19 protein-coding genes are annotated in these 20,682 nt (G+C 72.4%); 10 read left to right on the plus strand and 9 right to left on the minus strand.

Annotation, left to right across the window (positions count from 1 at the left end):
* Positions 1-2 precede the first annotated feature (2 nt).
* Positions 3-821 carry a hypothetical protein gene (locus FLL47_RS27145; RefSeq protein ID WP_144123616.1) on the minus strand — a complete coding sequence of 273 codons (819 nt, stop codon included), beginning with the start codon at positions 819-821 and terminating at the stop codon, positions 3-5.
* Complete coding sequence (locus FLL47_RS27150) at positions 818-1,366, minus strand: SigE family RNA polymerase sigma factor (RefSeq protein ID WP_342780355.1); 549 nt, start codon at positions 1,364-1,366, stop codon at positions 818-820. The genes FLL47_RS27145 and FLL47_RS27150 overlap by 4 nt, the downstream gene beginning before the upstream one ends.
* Positions 1,367-1,584: 218 nt before the next feature.
* Between FLL47_RS27150 and FLL47_RS27155 the strand changes: the two genes are divergently transcribed.
* The 5 genes from FLL47_RS27155 to FLL47_RS27175 all read left to right on the plus strand — a co-directional run bounded on the left by FLL47_RS27155 (position 1,585) and on the right by FLL47_RS27175 (position 6,586).
* Positions 1,585-2,136, plus strand: coding sequence for a hypothetical protein (locus FLL47_RS27155; protein ID WP_144123618.1), 552 nt, complete (start codon positions 1,585-1,587; stop codon positions 2,134-2,136).
* Positions 2,133-3,212 carry a peptidoglycan-binding protein gene (locus tag FLL47_RS27160; protein WP_144123620.1) on the plus strand — a complete coding sequence of 360 codons (1,080 nt, stop codon included), beginning with the start codon at positions 2,133-2,135 and terminating at the stop codon, positions 3,210-3,212. Before FLL47_RS27155 ends, FLL47_RS27160 begins: the two co-directional genes overlap by 4 nt.
* A complete protein-coding gene (locus tag FLL47_RS27165; RefSeq protein ID WP_144123622.1) occupies positions 3,209-3,901 on the plus strand; it encodes an ABC transporter ATP-binding protein in 693 nt (230 codons plus the stop codon). The genes FLL47_RS27160 and FLL47_RS27165 overlap by 4 nt, the downstream gene beginning before the upstream one ends.
* Positions 3,898-5,100, plus strand: a complete 1,203-nt coding sequence (locus FLL47_RS27170; RefSeq protein WP_144123624.1) for an ABC transporter permease — start codon at positions 3,898-3,900, stop codon at positions 5,098-5,100. Before FLL47_RS27165 ends, FLL47_RS27170 begins: the two co-directional genes overlap by 4 nt.
* A 232-nt stretch (positions 5,101-5,332) precedes the next feature.
* Positions 5,333-6,586 (plus strand): sensor domain-containing phosphodiesterase, encoded by a 1,254-nt coding sequence (locus FLL47_RS27175; protein WP_186315935.1) that lies wholly within the window; start codon positions 5,333-5,335, stop codon positions 6,584-6,586.
* Positions 6,587-6,641: 55 nt separating this feature from the next.
* Here the strand turns inward: FLL47_RS27175 and FLL47_RS27180 are convergent, their stop codons facing one another.
* The 3 genes from FLL47_RS27180 to FLL47_RS27190 form a co-directional block, all read right to left on the minus strand.
* Positions 6,642-7,673, minus strand: coding sequence for a nitronate monooxygenase (locus FLL47_RS27180; RefSeq protein WP_144123628.1), 1,032 nt, complete (start codon positions 7,671-7,673; stop codon positions 6,642-6,644).
* A gap of 61 nt (positions 7,674-7,734) precedes the next feature.
* A complete protein-coding gene (locus FLL47_RS27185) occupies positions 7,735-8,034 on the minus strand; it encodes a muconolactone Delta-isomerase family protein (protein WP_222106211.1) in 300 nt (99 codons plus the stop codon).
* Positions 8,035-8,214: 180 nt separating this feature from the next.
* The gene (locus FLL47_RS27190) at positions 8,215-8,796 is read right to left on the minus strand and encodes a TetR/AcrR family transcriptional regulator (protein WP_222106212.1); all 582 of its coding nucleotides are present in this window, start codon (positions 8,794-8,796) and stop codon (positions 8,215-8,217) included.
* A gap of 280 nt (positions 8,797-9,076) precedes the next feature.
* On the opposite strand from FLL47_RS27190, the gene FLL47_RS27195 reads away from it, so the two are divergent.
* Positions 9,077-11,275: an MMPL family transporter gene (locus FLL47_RS27195; RefSeq protein ID WP_144123631.1), complete on the plus strand. Its 2,199-nt coding sequence runs from the start codon at positions 9,077-9,079 to the stop codon at positions 11,273-11,275.
* Positions 11,276-11,386: 111 nt separating this feature from the next.
* Here the strand turns inward: FLL47_RS27195 and FLL47_RS27200 are convergent, their stop codons facing one another.
* Complete coding sequence (locus tag FLL47_RS27200) at positions 11,387-12,061, minus strand: class I SAM-dependent methyltransferase (protein ID WP_222106213.1); 675 nt, start codon at positions 12,059-12,061, stop codon at positions 11,387-11,389.
* Positions 12,062-12,274: 213 nt separating this feature from the next.
* The gene (locus tag FLL47_RS27205; protein WP_144123633.1) at positions 12,275-13,741 is read right to left on the minus strand and encodes a cellulase family glycosylhydrolase; all 1,467 of its coding nucleotides are present in this window, start codon (positions 13,739-13,741) and stop codon (positions 12,275-12,277) included.
* A gap of 384 nt (positions 13,742-14,125) precedes the next feature.
* Here FLL47_RS27205 and FLL47_RS27210 point away from each other — a divergent pair, with 384 nt between their 5' ends.
* The 3 genes from FLL47_RS27210 to FLL47_RS27220 are packed head-to-tail and all read left to right on the plus strand — an operon-like array spanning position 14,126 to position 17,273.
* Entirely contained in the window at positions 14,126-15,481 is a 1,356-nt protein-coding gene (locus FLL47_RS27210) for an ABC transporter substrate-binding protein (RefSeq protein ID WP_246158692.1), read from the plus strand.
* A complete protein-coding gene (locus FLL47_RS27215; protein WP_144123635.1) occupies positions 15,481-16,449 on the plus strand; it encodes a carbohydrate ABC transporter permease in 969 nt (322 codons plus the stop codon). Before FLL47_RS27210 ends, FLL47_RS27215 begins: the two co-directional genes overlap by 1 nt.
* On the plus strand, positions 16,446-17,273 hold the full coding sequence (locus FLL47_RS27220; protein ID WP_144123637.1) for a carbohydrate ABC transporter permease: 828 nt from the start codon (positions 16,446-16,448) through the stop codon (positions 17,271-17,273). The genes FLL47_RS27215 and FLL47_RS27220 overlap by 4 nt, the downstream gene beginning before the upstream one ends.
* Positions 17,274-17,654: 381 nt before the next feature.
* On the opposite strand, the gene FLL47_RS27225 is transcribed toward FLL47_RS27220, so the two are convergent.
* Positions 17,655-19,175, minus strand: coding sequence for a hypothetical protein (locus FLL47_RS27225; RefSeq protein WP_144123639.1), 1,521 nt, complete (start codon positions 19,173-19,175; stop codon positions 17,655-17,657).
* A 236-nt stretch (positions 19,176-19,411) separates the two neighbouring features.
* On the opposite strand from FLL47_RS27225, the gene FLL47_RS27230 reads away from it, so the two are divergent.
* Positions 19,412-20,044: a HEAT repeat domain-containing protein gene (locus FLL47_RS27230; RefSeq protein WP_144123641.1), complete on the plus strand. Its 633-nt coding sequence runs from the start codon at positions 19,412-19,414 to the stop codon at positions 20,042-20,044.
* 142 nt (positions 20,045-20,186) lie between these two features.
* Here the strand turns inward: FLL47_RS27230 and FLL47_RS27235 are convergent, their stop codons facing one another.
* Entirely contained in the window at positions 20,187-20,678 is a 492-nt protein-coding gene (locus FLL47_RS27235; protein ID WP_144123643.1) for a GNAT family N-acetyltransferase, read from the minus strand.
* Between the last annotated feature and the right edge of the window lie 4 nt (positions 20,679-20,682).

Below are 20,682 nucleotides of genomic sequence, written 5' to 3' on the forward strand. Positions count from 1 at the left end.
GGTCAGGGCAGCAGGCGCGGGTCGGCGGCGAGTTCGGCCAGCCGGGCCGGCGTGAAGGCCGCCGCGTCCAGTCCGGGACGGCCGCTGCCGTCCAGCGCCGTCCACGGCTGCGCACTCGCCGACGGCGGCACAGTCGACCAGGTCATGGGACTCCACCTGATGGTGAGATAGCCGCCCGCGAGGAAGCGGGTGGCGGCGACGGCCCGGGTGGCGGCGGTGTCGACGCGCACCGCCACCCCGCCGATCGACACCACTGCGCAGGTCCCGGGCCCGGAGTCGCCGTACTCGGCGAGCCGGGCGGTCACCGTGGCGGCGCAGAGGTCACCGTCCGGCACGACGTGCCCGTCGCCCGCGAACGCCGCCGACAGCATTCCCTCGCCCGCGCCGTCGGAGACGATGAGCCGGGTCTGCGAGATGTAGCGGGGTGTCGCCGCGGTGTCCGCGGCCAGCCGCCAGGTGGAGGTCGCGTCGGCCGGCCGGCCGGTGTATCCCGCCGGCACCGCCTCGGCCAGCAGTTGGGCGATGCGCCCGCCGTGCGCCTGGGCGGCGTCGGGCCCTGGCATCGGCACCACCGCCGCCTCGGACGCGGCGGCCGTCACCGAAGGAGGCTGCGCGACGGGGAGCTGTCCGGTGGTCCGGGGCAGGGCCGCAGTCACGGCCACCGCGGCCACGGCCGCGCAGGCCAGACCGCCGACCGCGGCGGTGAGCCGGGTACGGCGCTGCGCCGCGTGCCGGGCGACGGCCAGCACCTGCGCGCTGTCGCGCAGCGGGGGCCCGGGCTGGTCGAGGATCCGCTCGCAGAGGTCCTTCACATCGTTCATCGTTTCCCCCACGGATGGCCGTCGGTGCCGACAGTGCTGTCGCCGAGCAGTTCGCGCAGCTGAGCCAGGCCGCGGGCGGTCTGGCTCTTGACCGTGCCGGTGGAGCACTCCATCGCTTCGGCGACCTGCTCGACCGACATGTCCGCCCAGAAGCGCAGCACCAGCACCGCCCGGCGGCGCCGGGGCAGCCGGACCAGCGCGGCGTGCAGCGCGGAGCCGTCGTCGGCGTACACGTCGCGCACCGTGCCGTCCAGCGCGGCGCTGCCGGGTTCGGTGGCGTACTCGCGCCGCCATGGCCGCCGCCGCTCGTCCAGGAACGCGCGCAGCAGCACCCGGCGTGCGTACTGGTCGAGGGCGTCGTGCCGGTCGATGCGGTGCCAGGCCCGGTAGAGCTTCGTGAACACGGTCTGGGTCAGGTCCTCGGCCAGGTGCCAGTCCCGGCACAGCAGGTACGCCGTGTTGCGCAGGTGGTCGCCGCGTTCGGTGTAGAACGCGACGAAGTCGGCCTCATGGGCGCGGCGGTCCCGCCATCCCAGCAACCCCACCGCGTGCCACCTCACGTTCCCGGCCGCGCCGTTTCTGGCCGCCCCCACGGGCGGTGCGCGCGGGTAAGACACGGAGGCTCGGCCCCGTCAGGTTGCCCGACGCGTTATGACGACCGCCACAGCCACCGAAGCGCGGCGGCCAGGCAACCCGCCCGGGCGAGCGCTACGTGTCTTGCCCGGCGCGGAACCCGCCGCGCGTTCGGAGAGGACCCTAGACGATGCGTACAAGCAGGTGGAGCGCGGTGTTGACGCTGGCGCTACTGGCGGGCGGCTGCTCGGACGGCGGCGCTTCGCCGGGCGTCGCCACCGCGGGCACGCCCGGCGCGAGCGCCCCGGCCGCCGCACCCAGCGGCCCGTCCGACGATCCCGTGCAGCGTGAGCTGGAGTTCGTCGCGTGCATGCGCGCCGCGGGCGTGGCCGACATGCCCGACCCGGTGCCCGGCGACCGTTCGGGCCGCAGCGCGCTGCTGCACGCGATGGACGACCTCGGTCTGGGACTCAAGGACTCGTTCCAGACCGCGCTGGACGGCTGCACGAGGTTCCTGCCGCCGGGGTCCGAGCCGAGTCCCCGCACGCCCGACGACGTGACGAAGCTGCGGGCGTACGCCCAGTGCATGCGCGACAACGGCGTCGCCGACGTGCCCGATCCCGACCCGGTGACGGGCCAGCTCAACCACTGGCTCCGGCAGGACGACAAGGCGGCCATGGCGGCTCTCGAGAAGTGCCGCAACCTGCTGCCTGCCGCCCCCACGGCGGGTCCGACGCCGTGAGGAGCCACCGACGCCTGGGACGGCGGATCGTGCTCGGTGCGCTGGCCGCCGGGACGGTCGGCGTGGTGACCGGGTGTGACGGCGAGACCGACCCGGTCGCAAGCGCGCCACCGCCGCAGACGGTCGCGGTGACCCGCGGAGATCTGGTCGACTTCACCGACGTCGAGGGTGAGTTCGGCTTCGGCGAGACCGTGCCGCTGCGTTACCTGCGCCCGGCGGCGGCCGAGGGCGACGGGCCGCCCGACGGCGCGGGCGGCGACGGGCTCGGCCTGGTCACCTGGCTCGCGCCGGTCGGCTCGACGGTGGTGCGCGGGCGGCCGTTGCTGCGCGTCGACGACCAGCCGGTGGTGCTGCTGTACGGGGCGCTGCCCGCGTACCGCAAGCTGATCACGGGATGCCGGGGCGGCGATGTGCGGCAGCTCGAGACCAACCTGCGGGCGCTGCACATGGGCGACCTCACCGTCGACACGGCCTACACCCCGGCGACCGCGGCGGCGGTGAAACGCTGGCAGCGGTCGCTGGGCCTGGCCGACACCGGCACGGTGGAACCGCAGCAGGTGGTGTACGCACCCGGGCCGGTGCGGATCGCCGCGCACGCACTGCGGGTGGGCGACCGGGCCGACGGCGAGGTGCTCAGCCACACCGGCGCGACCCGCTCGGTCACCCTGCGGCTGACGGAACAGCGGCGACAGCTCGCCGTGCCCGGCACCGCCGTGGCCGTGCGATCGGCCGCCGGCGCGGAGGTCGCCGGCACGGTCGACCGGGTGGGCCTGCCCGCCGAGTCCGCCGGTGGGGAACCGGAGATCGAGGTCTACGTACGCGTCGCCGACCAGTCCGCGGTGGACGGCGCTGCGGGGCGGGTGACCGTGCGATTCACCGCACAGCGGCGGTCCGGTGTGCTCACCGTGCCGGTGACCGCGCTGGTCGCGCTCGCCGAGGGCGGCTACGGCGTGCAGGTCGCCGAGGGCGGCGCGACGCGGTACGTCGCCGTGCGGACGGGCCTGTTCGCGGGCGGGCGTGTCGAGATCACCGCGGGCGCACTCGCCGAGGGCGTCCAGGTCGTGCTGCCGCGATGACCGCCGTCCTCCAGCTCGACAGCGTGACCAGGGCGTTCCCGGGTGGTGTCACCGCCGTCCATCAGGTCGACCTGACCGTGCACCGCGGCGAGTTCGTCGCCGTCGTCGGCCCGTCCGGCTCGGGCAAGTCCACGCTGCTGCACCTGGTCGGTCTGCTCGACCGGCCGACCGCGGGCACCGTGCGGGTGGCCGGGTTCGACACCGGCGCGCTGCCCGACCGCTCGGTGTCGGCGCTGCGCGCCCGCGCCATCGGCTTCGTGTTCCAGCAGTTCCACCTCGCCCCGGGGGTACGCGCGCTGGACGCCGTCGCCGACGGTCTGCTCTACACCGGAGTCGCCCGCGCCGACCGCCGCACCCGCGCGGCCGAGACGCTGCGCCGGGTGGGCCTCGCCGAGCGGCTCACGCACCGCCCGCACGAGCTGTCCGGCGGCGAGCGCCAGCGCGTCGCCATCGCCCGTGCCCTGGTCAAACGGCCGGACGTGCTGCTGGCCGACGAGCCGACGGGCAACCTCGACTCGGTGTCCGCGGCGGGGGTGCTCGACCTGCTGCGGCAGTCGCACGCGGTGGGCACCACGGTCGTGGTGATCACCCACGACCACGGCATCGCGGAGAGCCTGCCGCGCCGGGTGGAGCTGCGCGACGGCCGGATCATCCGTGACACCGCCGACCGGAAGGCGTACGCCCCATGACCCTGTCTCCGCCCCGGCCGGCCCGGCTGCGCGGCACGGATCTGCTGCTCATCGGCGTCAGCGGATTGCGCACCCGGCCGCTGCGGGTGGTGCTGTCCGCGCTGGGCGTCGCCATCGGCATCGCCGCGATGCTCGCCGTGCTCGGCATCTCCGCCTCGTCTCGCGCCGACCTCGACCGCACTCTGGCCGCGCTCGGCACGAACCTGCTCACGGTCTCCCCCGGCGAGGGTGTGCTCTCCGGCGAACCTGCGGCGCTGCCCGCCGAAGCGGTGCCGATGATCCGCCGGATCGGCCCGGTCACCTCGGCCAACTCCGTCGGGCTGCTGCAGCAGGCGCGGCTGTACCGCAACGACCGCATCCCCGCGCAGCAGACCGGCGCGATCGCCGTGCTGGCCGCCGACCTGGGCCTGCTCGACACGGTCGGTGGCCGCGTGGCCAGGGGTGCCTGGCTCAACCCCGCCACGGCGGACTTCCCGGTGACGGTGCTCGGCGCGACCGCCGCCGAGCGCCTCGGCGTCACCGACGCCGGTGCCCAGGTGTGGCTCGGCGGCCAGTGGTTCACCGTCGCCGGCGTCCTCGACCCGGTGCCGCTGGCCCGCGAGCTCGACTCGGCGGCGCTGGTCGGCGGGCCGGTGGCGGCGTCCCGGCTCGGCTACGACCGGCATCCGACCACCGTGTACTGCCGGGCCGCGCCGGATCAGGTGCTCGCGGTCCGGGCCGTGCTGGCGGCCACCGCGAACCCCGCCGACCCGCTGTCGGCCCGGGTGTCGCGCCCGTCGGACGCCCTCGCCGCGCAGCGGGCCACCGATCGCGCCTTCACCGCGCTGCTGCTCGGGCTGGGCGCGGTGGCGCTGCTGGTCGGGGGTGTCGGCGTGGCCAACACAATGATCATCTCGGTGCTGGAGCGGCGCGGCGAGATCGGGCTGCGGCGGGCGCTCGGCGCGACCCGGCGGGCCGTGGCCGCGCAGTTCCTCATCGAGTCGCTGCTGCTGTCGGGCCTCGGCGGCGTCGCGGGAGCGCTGCTCGGCGCGGCCGTCACCGCGGCGTACGCGACCATGCAGGGCTGGCTGGTCGCCGTGCCGGTGCCGGCGCTCGCCGCCGGGCTGGGCGTCACCGTCCTGGTGGGCGTGACCGCCGGCCTCTACCCCGCGCTGCGCGCCGCCCGCCTGTCCCCCACCACCGCCCTCGCCACCCAGTAGCCCTGCGCCTGCGCTATCGCCGAGTCGACCGTCTTGTTCCTGAGGCTTCGTGGTATTTGCCAGAATTAGGCTGGCTATAACAGCAATTTCCCCGAAATTGCAGCCATGGCCACTCGGGTGACCGGTGAAGATCGGCGGCGCAGTATGCGGAAGTGCCGGGCCGGGGGCTGTCCGGCCGTTAGCCTTACAACCGGTACAAAACGTGCAGCGTAGTGGCGGGGCTGGTGACGCAGTGAACCAACCGCAGGACGGGTCCACCGAGCTCGACCGGACGGTTACCAGGCGAGCCGTCTACCCGGTGTTCCAACCGGTCATCGCGCTGCGCAGCGGCCGGGTCGCCGGGTACGAGGCGCTGGCCCGCGGCCCGGCCGGATCCGAGCTGCGCAACCCCGCAGAGCTGTTCGCGCAGGCGCAGCGCGCGGGGCGCCTCACCGAGCTGGACTGGGTCGCCCGCGCGGCCGCGTTCCGGGCGGCCATGGCCGCGGGCCTGCCGTGGGACGTGCCACTGTTCGTCAACGTCGAACCGTCCACCATGGGCAGCGCCTGCCCGGCGGGGCTGACCGACACGATCGAGACGGCCGGCCGCGAGCTGCAGGTCGTCATGGAGATCACCGAACGGTCACTCAGCGACGACCCGGCCGCGCTGCTCACCTCGGTGGCCCGGGTGCGCGGCCAGTCCACCCGCATCGCCCTGGACGACGTCGGCGTGAACCCTGCGAGCCTGTCCCTGCTGGCCCTGCTCAGCCCCGAAATCATCAAACTGGACCGGCACGTGGTGCAGGGCCGCCCGACCCACGAGACCGCGCAGGTGGTCAACGCGGTGCTGGCGGAGTCCGAACGCACCGGAGCGATCATCCTCGCCGAGGGCATCGAGACCGAACGCCACCTCGCGGCGGCGATCTCGATGGGTGCGACCCTCGGGCAGGGCTGGCTGCTGGGACGGCCCGGCCCGCTGCCGTCGCAGTTCGAACGCCCCGACACCGACCTGCCGTACAGCACGGCCCCGAGCACGGGGGCGCGCACGCCGTTCGAGGTCGCCCGGCGGCAGCGCCGCGCCACCCGCGCCACCAAGCGGCAGCTGATCCCGCTCAGCAAACACCTGGAGAGCATGAGCGAGCACGCGCCGGAGGCCACGGTGCTGCTCGGCGCGTTCCAGGACGCGAAGCACTTCACCGAACTCACCCGGCACCGGTACCTGTCCATTGCGGGCAAGGGGGCGCTGACCGCCGTGTTCGGCCACGGGATACCGCCGCAGCCGGCAGCCGGCATCCGCGGCGGCCCGCTGGCCGACGACGATCCGCTGACCGGGGAGTGGTCCGTGATCGTGCTGGGCAGCTACTTCTCGGGCGGCCTGTTCGCCAGGCAGTTGCCGACGGCGTGCGAGCGCGAGGCAGACCGCGAGTTCGATGTGATCATCAGCTACGACCGGTCGCTGGTCGCCGAGGCCGCCCGCACCCTGCTGAGCCGGCTGGCCCCGGTCTCCTGACCATCCGGTCCGGGGTCTGCCTGGTGGCTGGGCCGCCAGCCGGTGTCGGCGGAGGTCAGAGCAGGGACGACAGGCGGGTGAGGATCACGGCGGCCGGCTCGGCGGTGGCGTGGCGAAAGCCGGTGCCGGCCCACAGGTGTACGCGTTCGGCGTCGCCGGCCGCGGCGGCCGCTCGGCGCAGACCGGCCGTGAGGTGGTGCACGGCGGGATAGCCGTACGGGGCGAGCTCGCCGTATCGCTCGGTGAACTCGTTGCGCAGCGCCCGCGCGGGGCGTCCGGTGAAGGCATGGGTGACGACGGTGCCGGGCCGGTCCGGGTCGGCCAGCGCCGCCCGGTGTACCGCGGAGGTGCCCGCCTCGTCGCAACGCAGCAGGACGGTCCCGACCGCGACGGCATCCGCGCCCGCGCGGAGGGCCGCCGCGACGTCCGCCGCTGTGGCCAGTCCCCCGGCGGCGATCGTCGGCAGGTCCACCGCGTACCTGATCGCGGCGACGAGGTCGGTGAGCGCCGTGTCGGCGACCGGCCGGGTCGGGGTGAGCGTGCCGGAGTGGCCGCCCGCGGCCGAGGCCTGCACGGCGAGCGCGTCGACGCCCGCCGCCGCGGCGGCCTTCGCCTCGTCGACGCCGGTGACCGTCTGCACCAGCATCGCGCCGGTGGCCCGCAGCGCGGCCAGGTCGTCTCGGCCCGGGATGCCGAACGTGAAGCTGATCAGGGGCACTGGCGCGGCGCGCAGGACGTCGAGCTTGTCGTGCCAGTGATCGTCGTCCTCGACGGGTGTCCCGGGCAGCGTGACACCGTGCCGCTCGGCGTCGCTCGCGAGCAGGTCGGCGTAGCGCCGGTACGCCGCAGGGTCGATCGGCAGGGGGTTGGGCGCGAAGAGGTTCACGCCGAACGGGACGTTCGCCGCGGCGACGGTCGCGATCTCGTCGGCCAGCGCCTGCGGCGTCTTGTACCCGGCGGCGAGGAAGCCGAGACCACCGGCGCGAGCGGCCTCGGTGACCAGGGCCGGTGTACCGGCGCCACCGGCCATCGGCGCGGCGATCAGCGGCAGGTCGACGCCGAGCGTACGGGTGAATGCGTTGCTCATCGGTGCTCTCACTCCCACGTGGACGACGGCCGGGCACGTCGGCGTGATCGGTCGTACCGGGTCAGCGTGGCGGCTGGCCGGGGTCGTTCGGGTGCGGCGTCAGCGGCGTGACATCCTCGGTCCGCCAAGGGCGCAGCGGCATCGACGCGAGGACGGTCTCCAGCTGGTCCGCGTCGTCTGCGCGGAACAGACCCCAGGTTCGCCACTCGCCCGGGGCCAGCGGCGGGCGCCACAGCCGCAGCAGGTTGCCCTGCTCGACCAGCTCGGCCGCCCGCACCGCCTCGCGCCGGCGCATGTCGGCGACCTCTTGCTCGGTCGTGCCCGCCGGGACCGTGGTCCGCATGTCGACCAGGTATTCCACCGCCGCGCTCCTCTCGCCGCCCGGCCGGTCGCGGGCGGACGGCCCGCATGACCATCGGACTTGCCGGGCACCTGTGCCTATCAACGTTCAAGATACGCACAGGTGCCCGGCAAGTCGGGCGATCTTGGCGGGCGCTCGTGGCCCGCGTGTGCCGGATGCGTGAGCTTGCGGGTGGCGGGGTCAGGGTTTGCGGGCGCGTAGGCCGAGGATGCGGCGGCCGGCCGCGAGCAGGTGCCGGCGCAGCACGTCGGCGTCGTGGTGCTGCATCACCGGCGACGAGGCCGTGGTCGCGATGCCGGCCAGCGCGAGCGTCGCGTTGATCTCGGCCTCGGCGGAGTCGTCGAGCGCCATCAGCTCGCCGGGGCGGCGGAACAGCTCCACCACGTCCGGGTGGCTCTGCAGCGCGCTGGTGACGCCGGGGTCCGTGCCGATCATGGCGATGAGCCCGCGGTGCTTGACGGTCAGGTCGACCAGGCCCGACAGCATCGCGTCGGCGCGGGCGGACGGGGTGCGCTGCGTCTCGGCGGCCGCGATGATGGCGTGCATCTGGTCGATGGCCGGCTGGATCACCGCGGTCAGGATGTCGTCGCGGGTCTTGAAGTGGTGGTAGACCGCGGCCTTGGTGACCCCGAGGGTGTCCGCGATCATCTGCAGCGAGGTGCCGGCGAAGCTGTGCATGGCGAACAACCGGCAGGCCTCGTCGAGCAGGCGCTGCCGGGTGCGCTCCGGGCCGCGCGAGTCGGCGTGTGTCGCAGCTCTCACGGCACCCTCCTTACCAGATCATCGACGGCTGGGGAAGTCACCCGTCCTGAGCAAATCTAGCTGATCAGCAGCCATCCGCCTAGCCGGTCGGCAAGCTGGAAACCAGCCGATCGGCAAGCTGAAAACTTGCCGATCGACAGGTTCACTCCTTGCCGATCGGCTTGCTCACTCCTTGCCGAACGGCTAGGGTCGGCCCTGGTGCGGCGACCCTCGAACACGCTCGTGAACAGCGTGTTTCGCCGCGATGACAGCCACCCATCCCTCGTTTGGAGTACTCGACGTGGCGACATTCCTGTACCGGATCGGCCGGTTCTCATACCGCCGACGCTGGCTCGTCCTCGGCATCTGGGTGCTGCTGCTCGCGCTCGCCGGGGCCGGCGCGGCGACGATGTCCGGCAAGATGTCCAACGAATTCAGCATCCCGGGCACCGAGGCCCAGCGGGCCATCGACCAGCTCACCGAGCGCTTCCCCGAGGCCCACGCCGGCGGGGCGGGCGCCCGGGTGGTGTTCGTCGTGCCCGAGGGCAAGACGGTCGGCGATCCGGGCGTGCAGGCGGCGATCGGCCGGGTGGTGGGCGCGTTGAACGGCGCGCCGCAGGTCGCGCGGGTGGTCGACCCGTACACCGCGAAGTCCATCTCCCTCGACGGCCGCTACGCCTTCGCCCAGGTCACATACGGCGTGCAGGGCATGGAGCTGACCGACGCCGACCGTGCCGCGCTGCAGGACGCCGCCGCTCTCGGCCGCGACGCGGGCCTGACCGTCGAGATCGGCGGCGACGCGCTGCGGGCCAACCCGAAGACCGGCGTCGTCGAGGTCATCGGCATCGCCGTCGCCGCACTGGTCCTCATCATCACCCTGGGCTCGCTGGTCTCCGCCGGGCTGCCGCTGCTCACCGCTGTCGTCGGGATCGCCATCGGCCTGGCCGGCGTCGCCATCGCGGCCCGATGGGCAGACATCAACTCCAACAGCATGATCCTGGCGCTGATGCTCGGCCTCGCCGTCGGCATCGACTACGCCCTGTTCATCGTCTCCCGGTTCCGGCACGAGCTGCTGGTACGCAAGGACGGCGCCGAGGCGGCCGGGCGCGCCGTCGGCACCGCGGGCTCCGCCGTCGTATTCGCCGGGCTCACCGTGATCATCGCGCTGGCCGCGCTGGCGATCGTCGGCGTGCCGCTGCTGGCCGGCCTGGGCCTGTCCGCCGCGGCCACGGTCGCCGTCGCCGTCCTGGTCGCGATCACGCTGCTGCCCGCGCTGCTCGGCTTCACCGGCGACCGGCTGGTCAAGGGCCGCCTGTTCGGCCACACCACGCCCGACCCGGAGTCCGACTCGGGCCCGGTCCCGATGGGCGAGCGCTGGGCGCGCTTCGTGGTGCGGTTCCGGTGGCCCGTGCTGATCGTGGCCGTCGCCGCGCTCGGCGTGCTCGCGATCCCGGCCGCGGACCTACGCCTCGGCCTGCCCGACGACGGCATGCAGGCGACCGACACCACCCAGCGCAAGGCGTACGACATCGTCACCAACGGATTCGGGCCCGGCCTGAACGGTCCGCTGGTGGTCGTGGCCGAGCTGCCCGCGGGCGCGGACCCGCAGGCCGCCGTCGGCCAGCTGGTGACCCGGCTGTCCGGGATGGACAACGTGCTCTACGCGGCGCCGAACGAGATGAGCGGCGACGGGCGCACCGCGCTGCTGGCCGTCATCCCGAAGACCGGCCCGAACGACGTCGCCACCGCCGACCTCGTGCACACCATCCGGGAGCAGAAGGCGGCCATCACGGCCGGGACCGGGGCGACCATCGCCGTCACCGGCGTCACCGCGTTGGCCATCGACGTGTCCACCCGCCTCGACGAAGCGCTGCTGCCCTACCTGGCGGTCGTGGTCGGGCTGGCGTTCCTGCTGCTGCTGCTCGTGTTCCGATCGGTGCTGGTGCCGCTGAAGGCGACGCTGGGCTTCCTGCTCAGCCTCGCGGCGACGTTCGGCGCGGTGGTGGCCGTATTCCAGTGGGGCTGGCTCGGTGACGTGTTCGGGGTGCACGAGACCGGGCCGATCATGAGCATGCTGCCGGTGCTGCTGATCGGCATCCTGTTCGGCCTGGCCATGGACTACCAGGTGTTCCTGGTGACCCGGATGCGCGAGGACTTCGTGCACGGCGCGACGGCTCGCGATGCGGTCGTCACCGGCTTCCGGCACGGGGCACGGGTGGTCACCGCCGCGGCCATCATCATGATCAGCGTGTTCGGCGGGTTCGTGTTCTCTGGTGAGACGCTCATCCAGTCGATCGGCTTCGCGCTGGCGTTCGGTGTGCTGGTGGACGCGTTCGTGGTCCGCATGACCATCGTGCCGGCCCTGATGTCGCTGCTCGGCCGGGCCGCGTGGTGGCTGCCGCGCTGGCTGAACCGCATCCTGCCCAACGTGGACGTGGAGGGCGAGAAGCTGCACCAGGCGCAGGAGCCGGTCCGCGAGCCGGTGGCCGCCGGCGTCTGACCGACGGCAGGCGATGGGGTGCAGGCGCTCGCCTGCACCCCATCGTCGTCCGTACGCCGGAGGCCGCCGTACGCCGTCTCGGCCCCCGGGAGTGCGCCGCCGCCCGGCCGGTCAGCCTCGCCGGACCGCGATCAGCACCGCGTCGTGAATGGTCACCGGTTGCCCATCGGGGTCGGTGACCTCGCGGCCGGGCGTCTCGGCCCTGATCTCCCAGTCACGCTCGTCCAGCGTGGCCCCGACCTGCTCCGCGGTGAACATCAGCTCCGGCAGCCGGGGACGGCCGATCGTGGTCTCCAGGTCCGAGGGGTGGTGCCCGACGATGAGCAGCGTCCCGCCGGGACGCACGGCCGCGGCCAGCCGCCGATGCAGCGCCTCCAGCGCGGGTCGGGGCAGGTGCATGAACTGCGCCGAGACCAGGTCGTACCGGGCGGGCGCGGGGTCCCAGGACAGCACGTCGACCTGCTGCCAGGTGATGCGCTCGGCAAGCTGCCCGCCCCGCTCGGCAGCGTGCACGGCCGCGCGGCCCAGCGCCACCTTGGACACGTCGACCCCGGTGACCCGCCAGCCCTGGGCCGCCAGCCAGACGGCGTCGGCGCCCTCGCCGCTGCCGACATCCAGCGCGTCACCCGGCGCGAGCCCGGCGACGGTGGTGACCAGATGCGGGTTCGGGTTGCCGCTCCACACCCGGTCGGTCGAGCCGTATCGCTCGTCCCAGAACTCCGCAGTGAACATGATCTCGGTTGCGTGCTGGTTATCGGTTGCGTGCTGCGTGTGCGCGTCGGTCATGGCGACCACCTCCACCGCCACCCTGCCGCCGCCACCCGACCGCGCGCAAACAACCTTGCCGTTCCGGCAAACCAGGAGCCCGGGGCTGGTGGCGGCTCGTCAGCCACCACCCGCCCCGGGCTGCGGGCACCACCGCGTCGATCATGAACTTGTGCCGGGTGACACACCGTCGAGCCGTGCCATAGGTTCATGATCGACGCGGTGGGGCGTGGGTTAGAAGTCGTCGGGGGTGCGGATGCGGTCGCGGATCCAGGTGCCGGCGGGCTTGAGGCGGCTGGTACCGGTGAACTGGCCGGTGGCGCAGGTGCCGGTGGTGAAGACGGCGCCGGAGCGGAAGTCGTCGGAGTAGTTCCAGTTGACCCAGCTGACCTTCTTGGCGGCCATCAGGTCCAAATAGCGCTGGGCGTTGGTGAAGTCGTTCGGGCCGTCGCCGGTGGCCTGCTGGGTGCCGAACTCGGTGACGAACATCGGCAGGGTGTCCACGGCCTGGGCGAAGGTGTTGTAGTACACGCTGCCGTGCGAGGCGGCGTAGAAGTGGAAGACGTACATCAGGTTGCCGGCGGTGACCGGGTTGGCGGTGATGGTCGCGACGCCGTTGCCGTCGCCGGACACCGACAGCGAGGACCAGTCGGGCGTGCCGACGAGCACCACGGCCTCGGGGTCGCGCTGACGGATCACGGGGATGACCTGGTCGGCGTAGCTCTTGATGGTGGACCAGCTCACCTCGCTGGGCTCGTTGGCGATCTCGTACAGCACGTTGACCTTGTTCGCGTGCCGCTGGGCGACCTCGGCGAAGAAGGTCTTCGCGCGGGCCAGGTTGTAGTTCGGGTCACCGGGGTCGAGCATGTGCCAGTCCACGATGGCGTACATGCCGCGGGCGGTGGCCAGCTCGATGTAGTTGTGCACCAGGTCGGTGAAGCGGCGCGGGTCGGTCTCGTAGCCGTCCTCCTGGATGTACATGGAGATGCGCAGCACGTCCGCCTTCCACTCGTTCGCCAGCACGTCCAGCGAACCGGCGGTCGCGCAGTTGGCATACCACTGGATGCCGTGCGTGCTCATGCCGCGCAGCTGGATGGCCTTGCCGTTCTTGTTGCACAGCTGCCGCCCGCAGACCCGCAGCTGGCCGTTGGCGGCCACCGGAGTGCCCGGGTTCGGGTTCGGGCTGGCGCTGGGGCTCGGCGACGGCGGCTTGGAGGGTGAGGCCGACGGTGACGGCGGCTGCGACGCGGACGGCGACGGTGGCCGCGGCGTGGAGGCCGACGGGCTGGGTTGGGTGCCGCCGGCGCACGGCTGGCCGTTGAGCAGGCAGCCGGTGGGGCTGCCGGAGCCGGTGCCGATGAATCCGAAGACGACCGAGGCGCCGGGGGCGATGGTGCCGTTCCAGGACAGGTTGGCGAAGACGACCTGCTGGCCGCTGCCCGAGCGGGCGGCGTCCCAGTGCGAGCTGATGGTGGTGCCGGCCGGCAGGGCGAACGACACCTGCCAGGAGTTCATCGTGCTGCTGCCGCCGTTGGTGATGGTGTAGCGGCCCTCGAACCCGGAGCCCCATTCGGACACCTTCGTGAAGGCGGCGGTCGGGGTGGTCGCCGCGCTGGCGGAGCCGACCGCGACGGCCAGCGACACCGCGGCCAGCACGGACACCGCACCGGCGACCAGGACGTTTCTCAGCTTTCGTGACATGCGCGCCTCCACGGGGCGTTGTCGGCGGACGTGGTCGGTGGCATCGGGCCTACCCGGCACATCTGTTAGGAAGATTAACTTACTATCTATCACCCTAAGTTCGTCGATGGGAAGCCGTCAAGGCGGAGCGACTTAAAGATCGCCTAAATCAACCTTCACCAGCTACGCGAGCGGATCTACGCCACCCGAGGGGACTCCACATCGGACGCCGGGCGCACCGGCGCTCGGTATCGGTCGCGTCGACGGGTGTTGACAGCGGTGCCTGGAGACTCGATCCTCGACCATTAGTTAGTCAGTCTTCCTAACAGTGCTGCGGTCCTCGGGGAGGCCGTCGCGCCGCCGTTTGCCCGACGCGGCGCCGATTCGACAGCGGAGGAGCCCCACGTGTTCACCACCGATAACTTCCGACGCAACACCGGCGCGCGGCCGCGCGCATCCCGGCTGCTGCTGACCGTACTGGCGGCTGGGCTGCTGGCCACGGCCGCCTGCACGCCGGGCGAGCAGGCCGCGCCCCTGGCCAGCCCCGGCGTCGAGGCGTCGGGCGCGGTCGAGCTCTGGCACTTCTTCACCGACCGCGAGGCGAACGCGATCGCCGAGATCGTCAAGGACTTCGAGGCCGCGCACCCCAAGGTCAAGGTCACCGTGAAGGGCGGCCAGGACGACACCAAGATGCTGCAGGCCATCGGCGCGGGCCAGGGACCCGACGTCGGCCTGAGCTACTCCACCGACATCGTCGGCAAGTTCTGCTCCTCGGGCGCCTGGACCGACCTGACGCCGTACCTGCAGCGCGACGGGATCGACCTGAAGCGATACCCCGAGGTGATCCGGTCCTACACGGAGTTCCGGGGCAAGCGGTGCGCGATGCCGTTCCTCGCCGACGTGTACGGCCTGTACTACAACAAGGCGATCTTCGCCGAGGCCGGCGTCGCCGGCCCGCCGAAGACCCTGGCCGAGCTGACCGAGCTGGCCAAGAAGCTGACGGTACGCAAACCCGACGGCACCATCGAACGGGCCGGCTTCCTGCCGTCCTTCGGCTTCTACGAGAACTCCCCCTCGCACCTGGCCCCGATGGTCGGCGCGAACTGGCTCAACGCCGACGGCACCTCGGCCATCGGCAGCGACCCGAAGTGGCAGGAGCTGGTCCGCTGGCAGAAGGACCTCGTCGACTGGTACGGCTACGACAAGCTCGAGAAGTTCCGGGCCGGCCTGGGCGACGAGTGGTCCGCCGACAACGCCTTCCACAAGGGCAAGGTCGCCATGAACGTGGACGGCGAATGGCGCATGGCGTTCCTGCGCGACCAGGCCAAGGACGTGTCGTTCGGCGTCGCGCCGCTGCCGGTGGCCGACCCGGCCCGCTACGGCGGCGGCTACGTCACCGGCAACGTCATCGGGGTGTCGCGCACCGCGAAGAACAACGAGGCGGCCTGGGCCCTGGTGCGCTTCCTGACCACCGAGACCAAGGCCATCGTGAAGCTGAGCAACGGCATCCGCAACGTGCCCAGCACCACCGACGCGCTGACCAGCAAGGACCTGGTGGTGGACCCGGAGTTCCAGGTGTTCCTGGACATCTTCGCCCACCCCGCCACGGTCACCACGCCGCCGAGCGCGATCGGGGCCGCGTACCAGGAGGAGCTGTCCGGGTTCCTGCAGTCCTATCAGGCCGGGACCACGACCGACCTGGCGGGCGGGTTGACGAAGGTCGACCAGCAGATCAACAACCTCGTCAAGCTGGCGGGCTGATGTCGCTGCCGCTCACCGGGGGTGCGGGCACGTCCCGCACCCCCTCCCCCAGGCTCACCCGGCTGCGGCGGCGGCTGACGCCCTATGTCTTCGTCGCGCCGACCCTGGCCGGGCTCGCCCTGTTCCTGGTCTACCCGCTGGTGTCGGCGGTGTACTTCTCCTTCACCCGGTTCAATCTGATCCAGGCACCGGAGTGGGTCGGGCTGGACAACTGGCGCTTCCTGTTCGAGGACGACAACGTCGTCCGGGCGGCCAAGAACACGCTGTGGCTGGTCGTGGTGATGGTCCCCGCGCGCATGCTCGGGGCGCTGCTCACCGCGTTGCTGCTCAACCAGGTCAAACGCGCCCGCGGGGTGTACCGCACGCTGTTCTACCTACCTGCGCTCGCACCGCCGGTCGCCGCGACGCTCGCGTTCGTGCTGCTGCTCAAGCCCGGCACCGGCCCGGTGAACACGGCGCTGTCGGCGCTCGGCGTCGCCGACCCGCCGCTGTGGTTCAACGACCCCGCCTGGGCCAAACCGTCGCTGGTCGTGCTGGCGATGTGGGGCATCGGCGACCTGATGATGATCTTCATCGCGGCGTTGCTGGACGTGCCCGTCGAGCTGCACGAGGCCGCCGCGCTCGACGGCGCGGGAAGCTGGCAGCGCTTCCGGTACGTGACGCTGCCGAGCATCTCGCCCGTGCTGGCGTTCGCGGCGATCACCGGGATCATCGGCACGCTGCAGTACTTCACCCAGGCCGCGGTCGCCGCCAGCGTCGCCTCCGGGCAGGTCACCGGCGGAGGCGGCATCTCCGACACGTTCGGCTACCCCGAGGGCTCGACGTTCACCTATCCGCTCTGGCTGTACGTGGTCGGCTTCCGGTACCACGTGCTCGGGTACGCCAACGTGCTGGCCGTGGTGCTGTTCGTGGTCTCGATGACCGCGACCGTGCTGCTGCTGCGCCGGTTCAAGGAGTTCACGAGATGACGCGACGGAACGTGCTGCTCTTCGTCGCCCGGCACGCCGTGGCGATCGCGCTGTCGGTGATGTTCCTGGCCCCGGTGGTGTTCCTCGGGCTGACCTCGTTCATGACCAGTGACCAGACGCTGACCTCGCAGCTGTGGCCGACGTCGTGGCACCCGGAGAACTACGCCGAGGCGTTCGCCAAGGCCCCGCTGCTGCGCTACCTGCTCAACACGCTGCTGTATGCGGCGCTCGCCACCGGCTTCATGCTGCTGGCCAGCGTGCCCGCCGCGTACGGGCTGGCCAAACTGCGCTGGCGCGGCCGGTCGGTCACCATGGTCGCGATCGTATGCATGATGATGCTGCCACCGCAGGTCACCACCGTGCCGCTGTACCTGTTCTGGGCCGACGCCGGGCTAACCGGATCGCTGTGGCCGCTGATCCTGCCCATGCTGGCCGGTGACGCGTTCTCGATCTTCCTGCTGCGCCAGTTCCTCGTCACCATCCCCGACGAGTACCTGGACGCGGCCCGGGTGGACGGCGCGGGCGAGTGGCGCACCCTGCTGAAGGTCGTGCTGCCGATGGCCCGCCCCGGCATCGCCGCCGCCGCCATGTTCCAGTTCTTCTACGCCTGGAACGACTACTACGGCCCGCTGCTCTACACCAGCGAGAACGAGCAGAACTGGACCGTCTCCCTGGGCCTGGCCGGCTTCCGCAGCATGCATCACGTGGAATGGCACCTGGTCAGCGCCGCCACCATGCTCACCATGATCCCGGTCGTGGTCCTGTTCTTCTTCGCCCAGAAGGCCTTCGTCCAGGGCGTGACGCTCACCGGCGTCAAAGGCTGACCGTCGCCACCGCCGTCGCCCATGGCGGGTGGCGGGCGTGGGCGTGCCCCGATCACGGCGGCACGCCCGCGAGCGTCCCGGAGACGAACGGCCGGTCGGAGACCAGCACGTAGAAGTCGGTCAGCCGAGCCGTGCAGCAGGCGTCGGCGCGGTTCCACACCATTCGCCCCGTCCCGACGGCGTGCCCGTGAAGACAGCGGTCCCCGCACCGGTTCGGCGCGGGGACCGCGTAGTCGCACACGGCGTCCCGTGATCGAAACGGGAACGGGGCGGAAGGTCGGTGAGCCGCCCGCTCTGCCGGGCCGGGGCCTCCCCCGGCTCTTTGAGCTAACACCGTGCGCCCGTGACTCTGCCGCAGCGGCCACGGCCGCGCAACGCCATTTACGCCGGCCCGGCCGACAGCAGTTCGGCCCTGGCCCGCTGGCTGCCGGTCATCGCCTGTCCGGAGAACACCCCCAGGTCCCGCAGCAGCCCGGCGAGCAGCGGCGAGCCCACCTCCACCCCGTGCACGAGGTCGGGTGCCGGCGCGGGCAGCTCCAGGAAGTCCTGCCGGTACGCCGTGGTCCAGCCCTGGCGCTCGGGGTCGACGCCGTACGCGCGGCAGGTCTCGCGGACCAGGTCGGCCGGACAGTCGTCGTCGCCGAGCACGACGTCCCACGGCAGTGGCAGCTCCGCCCACACGCGGATGTCGATGTGCTGGTCGCCGCCGGTGATGGTGTGCCAGTACGCCACATCCGAGGCGACGAGCGCGGGGACCTTGCCGGGGCAGGCCGCCTCGACGACGTCGTCGTAGCCGAGCGTCGCGGTGAGGTTGAGCCAGCCGGCGCGGGCCTGGTTGAACGCGCGTGACGCGGCGTTCCACGACGACGAGTCGTCGCCGCGGCGCACCACCATGTGCATCGGGTCGCGGTTCTCGTCGTACGCCGCGCGCAGCGTGCGCGCGCAGGCCACGAGCTGCTCGTAGTAGACCGCGAGCAGGCGGCCGCACTGCTCGTCGTCGAGCCGGTCGAGCACCGACCGGCGGGTGATCACGAAGGCGAGCACGTCCGGCCGGCAGGTCGGGGCCGCCAGTGCTGCCTTGAGCAGCTGCTCGGCGAGGGTGTCCATGGGCCGCTTCTGCGACTTGTTCGTGAAATGCGTCCGCATGCCGAGCCGGGCCACGTAGTACGCGACGAACGCTGCGGTGCGCGGGCAGGCGGTGAAGTCGTCCTCGGCGATCAGGTAGGCCAGGCGGGTCTTGCCGAAGGCGATGGCGGCCTCACGGTCGCGTTCGACGGCCAGCACCGTGGTGCGCTGCTGCAGGTGCAGCACCGCCCGCACGGCCCGACGGTACGCCCGTACCGGCACCCCCGGCAGCCGGGTGCGCCTGGTCGCGGCGTCCATCCGCGCGCGCTTGTCGGCGTGCCCGCCGGTGTCGCCGCGCCGGCCCGCGGGTGTGCGCCGACGGGTGAACTTCCACGAGCCGAAGGTGTGGGTCACGGTGCCGATCGGGCGCGTCATGCGCGCTGGGCGGGGCTCCTCGACCGGCAGCCCCAGCAGCGGCAGCGCGACGTCGAGCCAGCGCCGCAGGGCCGCCGGATCGGCGGGGTCGGCCGGGGCGGGCTCGGGACGGCCCGCTGCCGCGGTGACCACTGCCAGCGCGTTCGCGGCGGCCGCGTAGGCGCGGGCCAGGCCGGGGTGGTGACGCCAGGTGGTGCGCATCGACGAGCCGGTCGCGCCGACCGCGTCACGGCCACGGGCAGCCCGTGCCACCCCGTGCAGTTCGCGTACCAGGTCCGCGCCGAGCCAGTCGTAAGCCCGCATGTCGACCAGGTCGCAGGCGACCTGCTGCGGGGTTCGCCGCTCGCGCAGCCCCGCGTAAAGCCCTGCCAGAATCCGCTCACCCGTGCGGTCAGCCGCCACGCCACCCTCTTTCACTGAGCACATGCGCTCGACCAGCGCGTACGCCAATATGGGCGGTGTTCGTGCCGCTCGTCCACCGATATTCGGCCTCCGGCGGATCGGACCGCGCGGGTGTACCGGCCGCAGGGCACGGCGGCCGGGCCGCCGGACGTGAGGGCCGGCGTGCGGATCGCGACCGACTCCTCCGGCACAATGGTCTGGTGGGAATCGCCAGGAACCGACGGACCGTCGGCCGGATGCATCAGGAGCCGGCCATCGACGGCGGCGGCGCGCCCGTGCCGCAGCCCGACCAGCCCGATCTCGACTCGGCGTTCGACGATCGTCCGGCCGAGGGCGAGCATTGGGGCCCCTTCGCCCGCCGCCTGCAGGCGACCCGCCACCCGCGAGCGCTTCCGGCACTGCTGGAGGCACATGACGCCCTCCGCCGCGAGCCGCGGTTCTGCTGCGTCGGCGCCGTGCGAGCCGCGATCTACGAGGTCGCGACGGCGCGCGAGAACGCCGCCAGCGGACAGGTCGCCGACCTCGTAAGCCGGTGGTGGGATTCGCCCGACGCGTGGGAGGAGATGGTCGCGGTCACCGCCCGCGCGGGCACGCCGGAGGAGACAGAACGGCCCGCGCTGCTGGAGAAGGTGCGCTCGGCCCGGCCGGCGGTGGCCACCGCTGCCATCGAAGGCCTGTGCGGCATGTCCGACGCCGCCGAGATCGAGGCGCTACGTGACGTCGTCAGCCGCCCCGACCCGACACTCCGATGGGCGCACGACGCCGCGTCCCGCCGACTCGCCGAAATCGGCACCCCCGAAGCCCAAGCCGCCCTGACCCACCGCTACATCGACCCCACCGAACACCTCTGGCACAAAACCCAACCCTGACCACCTCCACCCCAGCGACGATCTTGCGCAGGCTGTGGGTACAACACGCACTATCCGGGCGTATGCCCAACAGTTCGCGCAAGATCGTCGTGATCTTCGCTTGTGGCGGCGGAGCGCCGATCGGCGGCGCAGGCGCTTCGGGTCAGACCGCGCGGGTGTAGCGGTGGCAGGGGACGGCGATGGGGCCGCCGGAGGTGCGGGCTGGGTAGTCGAATGCGCCCTCGTCGGTCCAGCCGTGGCGCTCGTAGAAACGGCGGGCGCGGGTGTTGCCGCTGGCCACGGCGAGCCAGGCGCGATCGTGTCCGTTGGCGCCCACGTGGCGCAGACCTTCGGCGAGCAGCGCACCCGCCATTCCCGTGCCGCGCTGCTCGGCGGCGACGTAGACCTGCTCGACCTCGTCGGCGAGAACCATCACGAAGCCCGCGACCGCACCGTCCACCTCGGCCACCGTCGTGTCGTCGACGCGCTGCGCGGCGCGCAGGTCGAACGATTCCGGCGTACGGATCGCGACCAGTTCCTCGGGCACGTGGCCCAGGTGGCCGTCACGCCAGCCGTCCCGCCAGATGGCGCCGACGGCGGACGCGTCGCCGCCTGTGGCGGGCCGGATCAGGACGGCGTCGTCTCGATCGATCATGTGC

Source organism: Catellatospora sichuanensis (assembly GCF_007483665.1).
Lineage (GTDB): Bacteria > Actinomycetota > Actinomycetes > Mycobacteriales > Micromonosporaceae > Catellatospora > Catellatospora sichuanensis.

What these genes read in the sequence shown, in the direction of transcription:
- FLL47_RS27145 (WP_144123616.1), bottom strand. Translation starts at nt 821, where the DNA reads ATGAACGATGTGAAGGACCTCTGCGAGCGGATCCTCGACCAGCCCGGG.
- FLL47_RS27155 (WP_144123618.1), top strand. Translation starts at nt 1,585, where the DNA reads ATGCGTACAAGCAGGTGGAGCGCGGTGTTGACGCTGGCGCTACTGGCG.
- FLL47_RS27165 (WP_144123622.1), top strand. Translation starts at nt 3,209, where the DNA reads ATGACCGCCGTCCTCCAGCTCGACAGCGTGACCAGGGCGTTCCCGGGT.
- FLL47_RS27170 (WP_144123624.1), top strand. Translation starts at nt 3,898, where the DNA reads ATGACCCTGTCTCCGCCCCGGCCGGCCCGGCTGCGCGGCACGGATCTG.
- FLL47_RS27180 (WP_144123628.1), bottom strand. Translation starts at nt 7,673, where the DNA reads ATGAGCAACGCATTCACCCGTACGCTCGGCGTCGACCTGCCGCTGATC.
- FLL47_RS27200 (WP_222106213.1), bottom strand. Translation starts at nt 12,061, where the DNA reads ATGACCGACGCGCACACGCAGCACGCAACCGATAACCAGCACGCAACC.
- FLL47_RS27205 (WP_144123633.1), bottom strand. Translation starts at nt 13,741, where the DNA reads ATGTCACGAAAGCTGAGAAACGTCCTGGTCGCCGGTGCGGTGTCCGTG.
- FLL47_RS27215 (WP_144123635.1), top strand. Translation starts at nt 15,481, where the DNA reads ATGTCGCTGCCGCTCACCGGGGGTGCGGGCACGTCCCGCACCCCCTCC.
- FLL47_RS27220 (WP_144123637.1), top strand. Translation starts at nt 16,446, where the DNA reads ATGACGCGACGGAACGTGCTGCTCTTCGTCGCCCGGCACGCCGTGGCG.
- FLL47_RS27230 (WP_144123641.1), top strand. Translation starts at nt 19,412, where the DNA reads ATGCATCAGGAGCCGGCCATCGACGGCGGCGGCGCGCCCGTGCCGCAG.
- FLL47_RS27235 (WP_144123643.1), bottom strand. Translation starts at nt 20,678, where the DNA reads ATGATCGATCGAGACGACGCCGTCCTGATCCGGCCCGCCACAGGCGGC.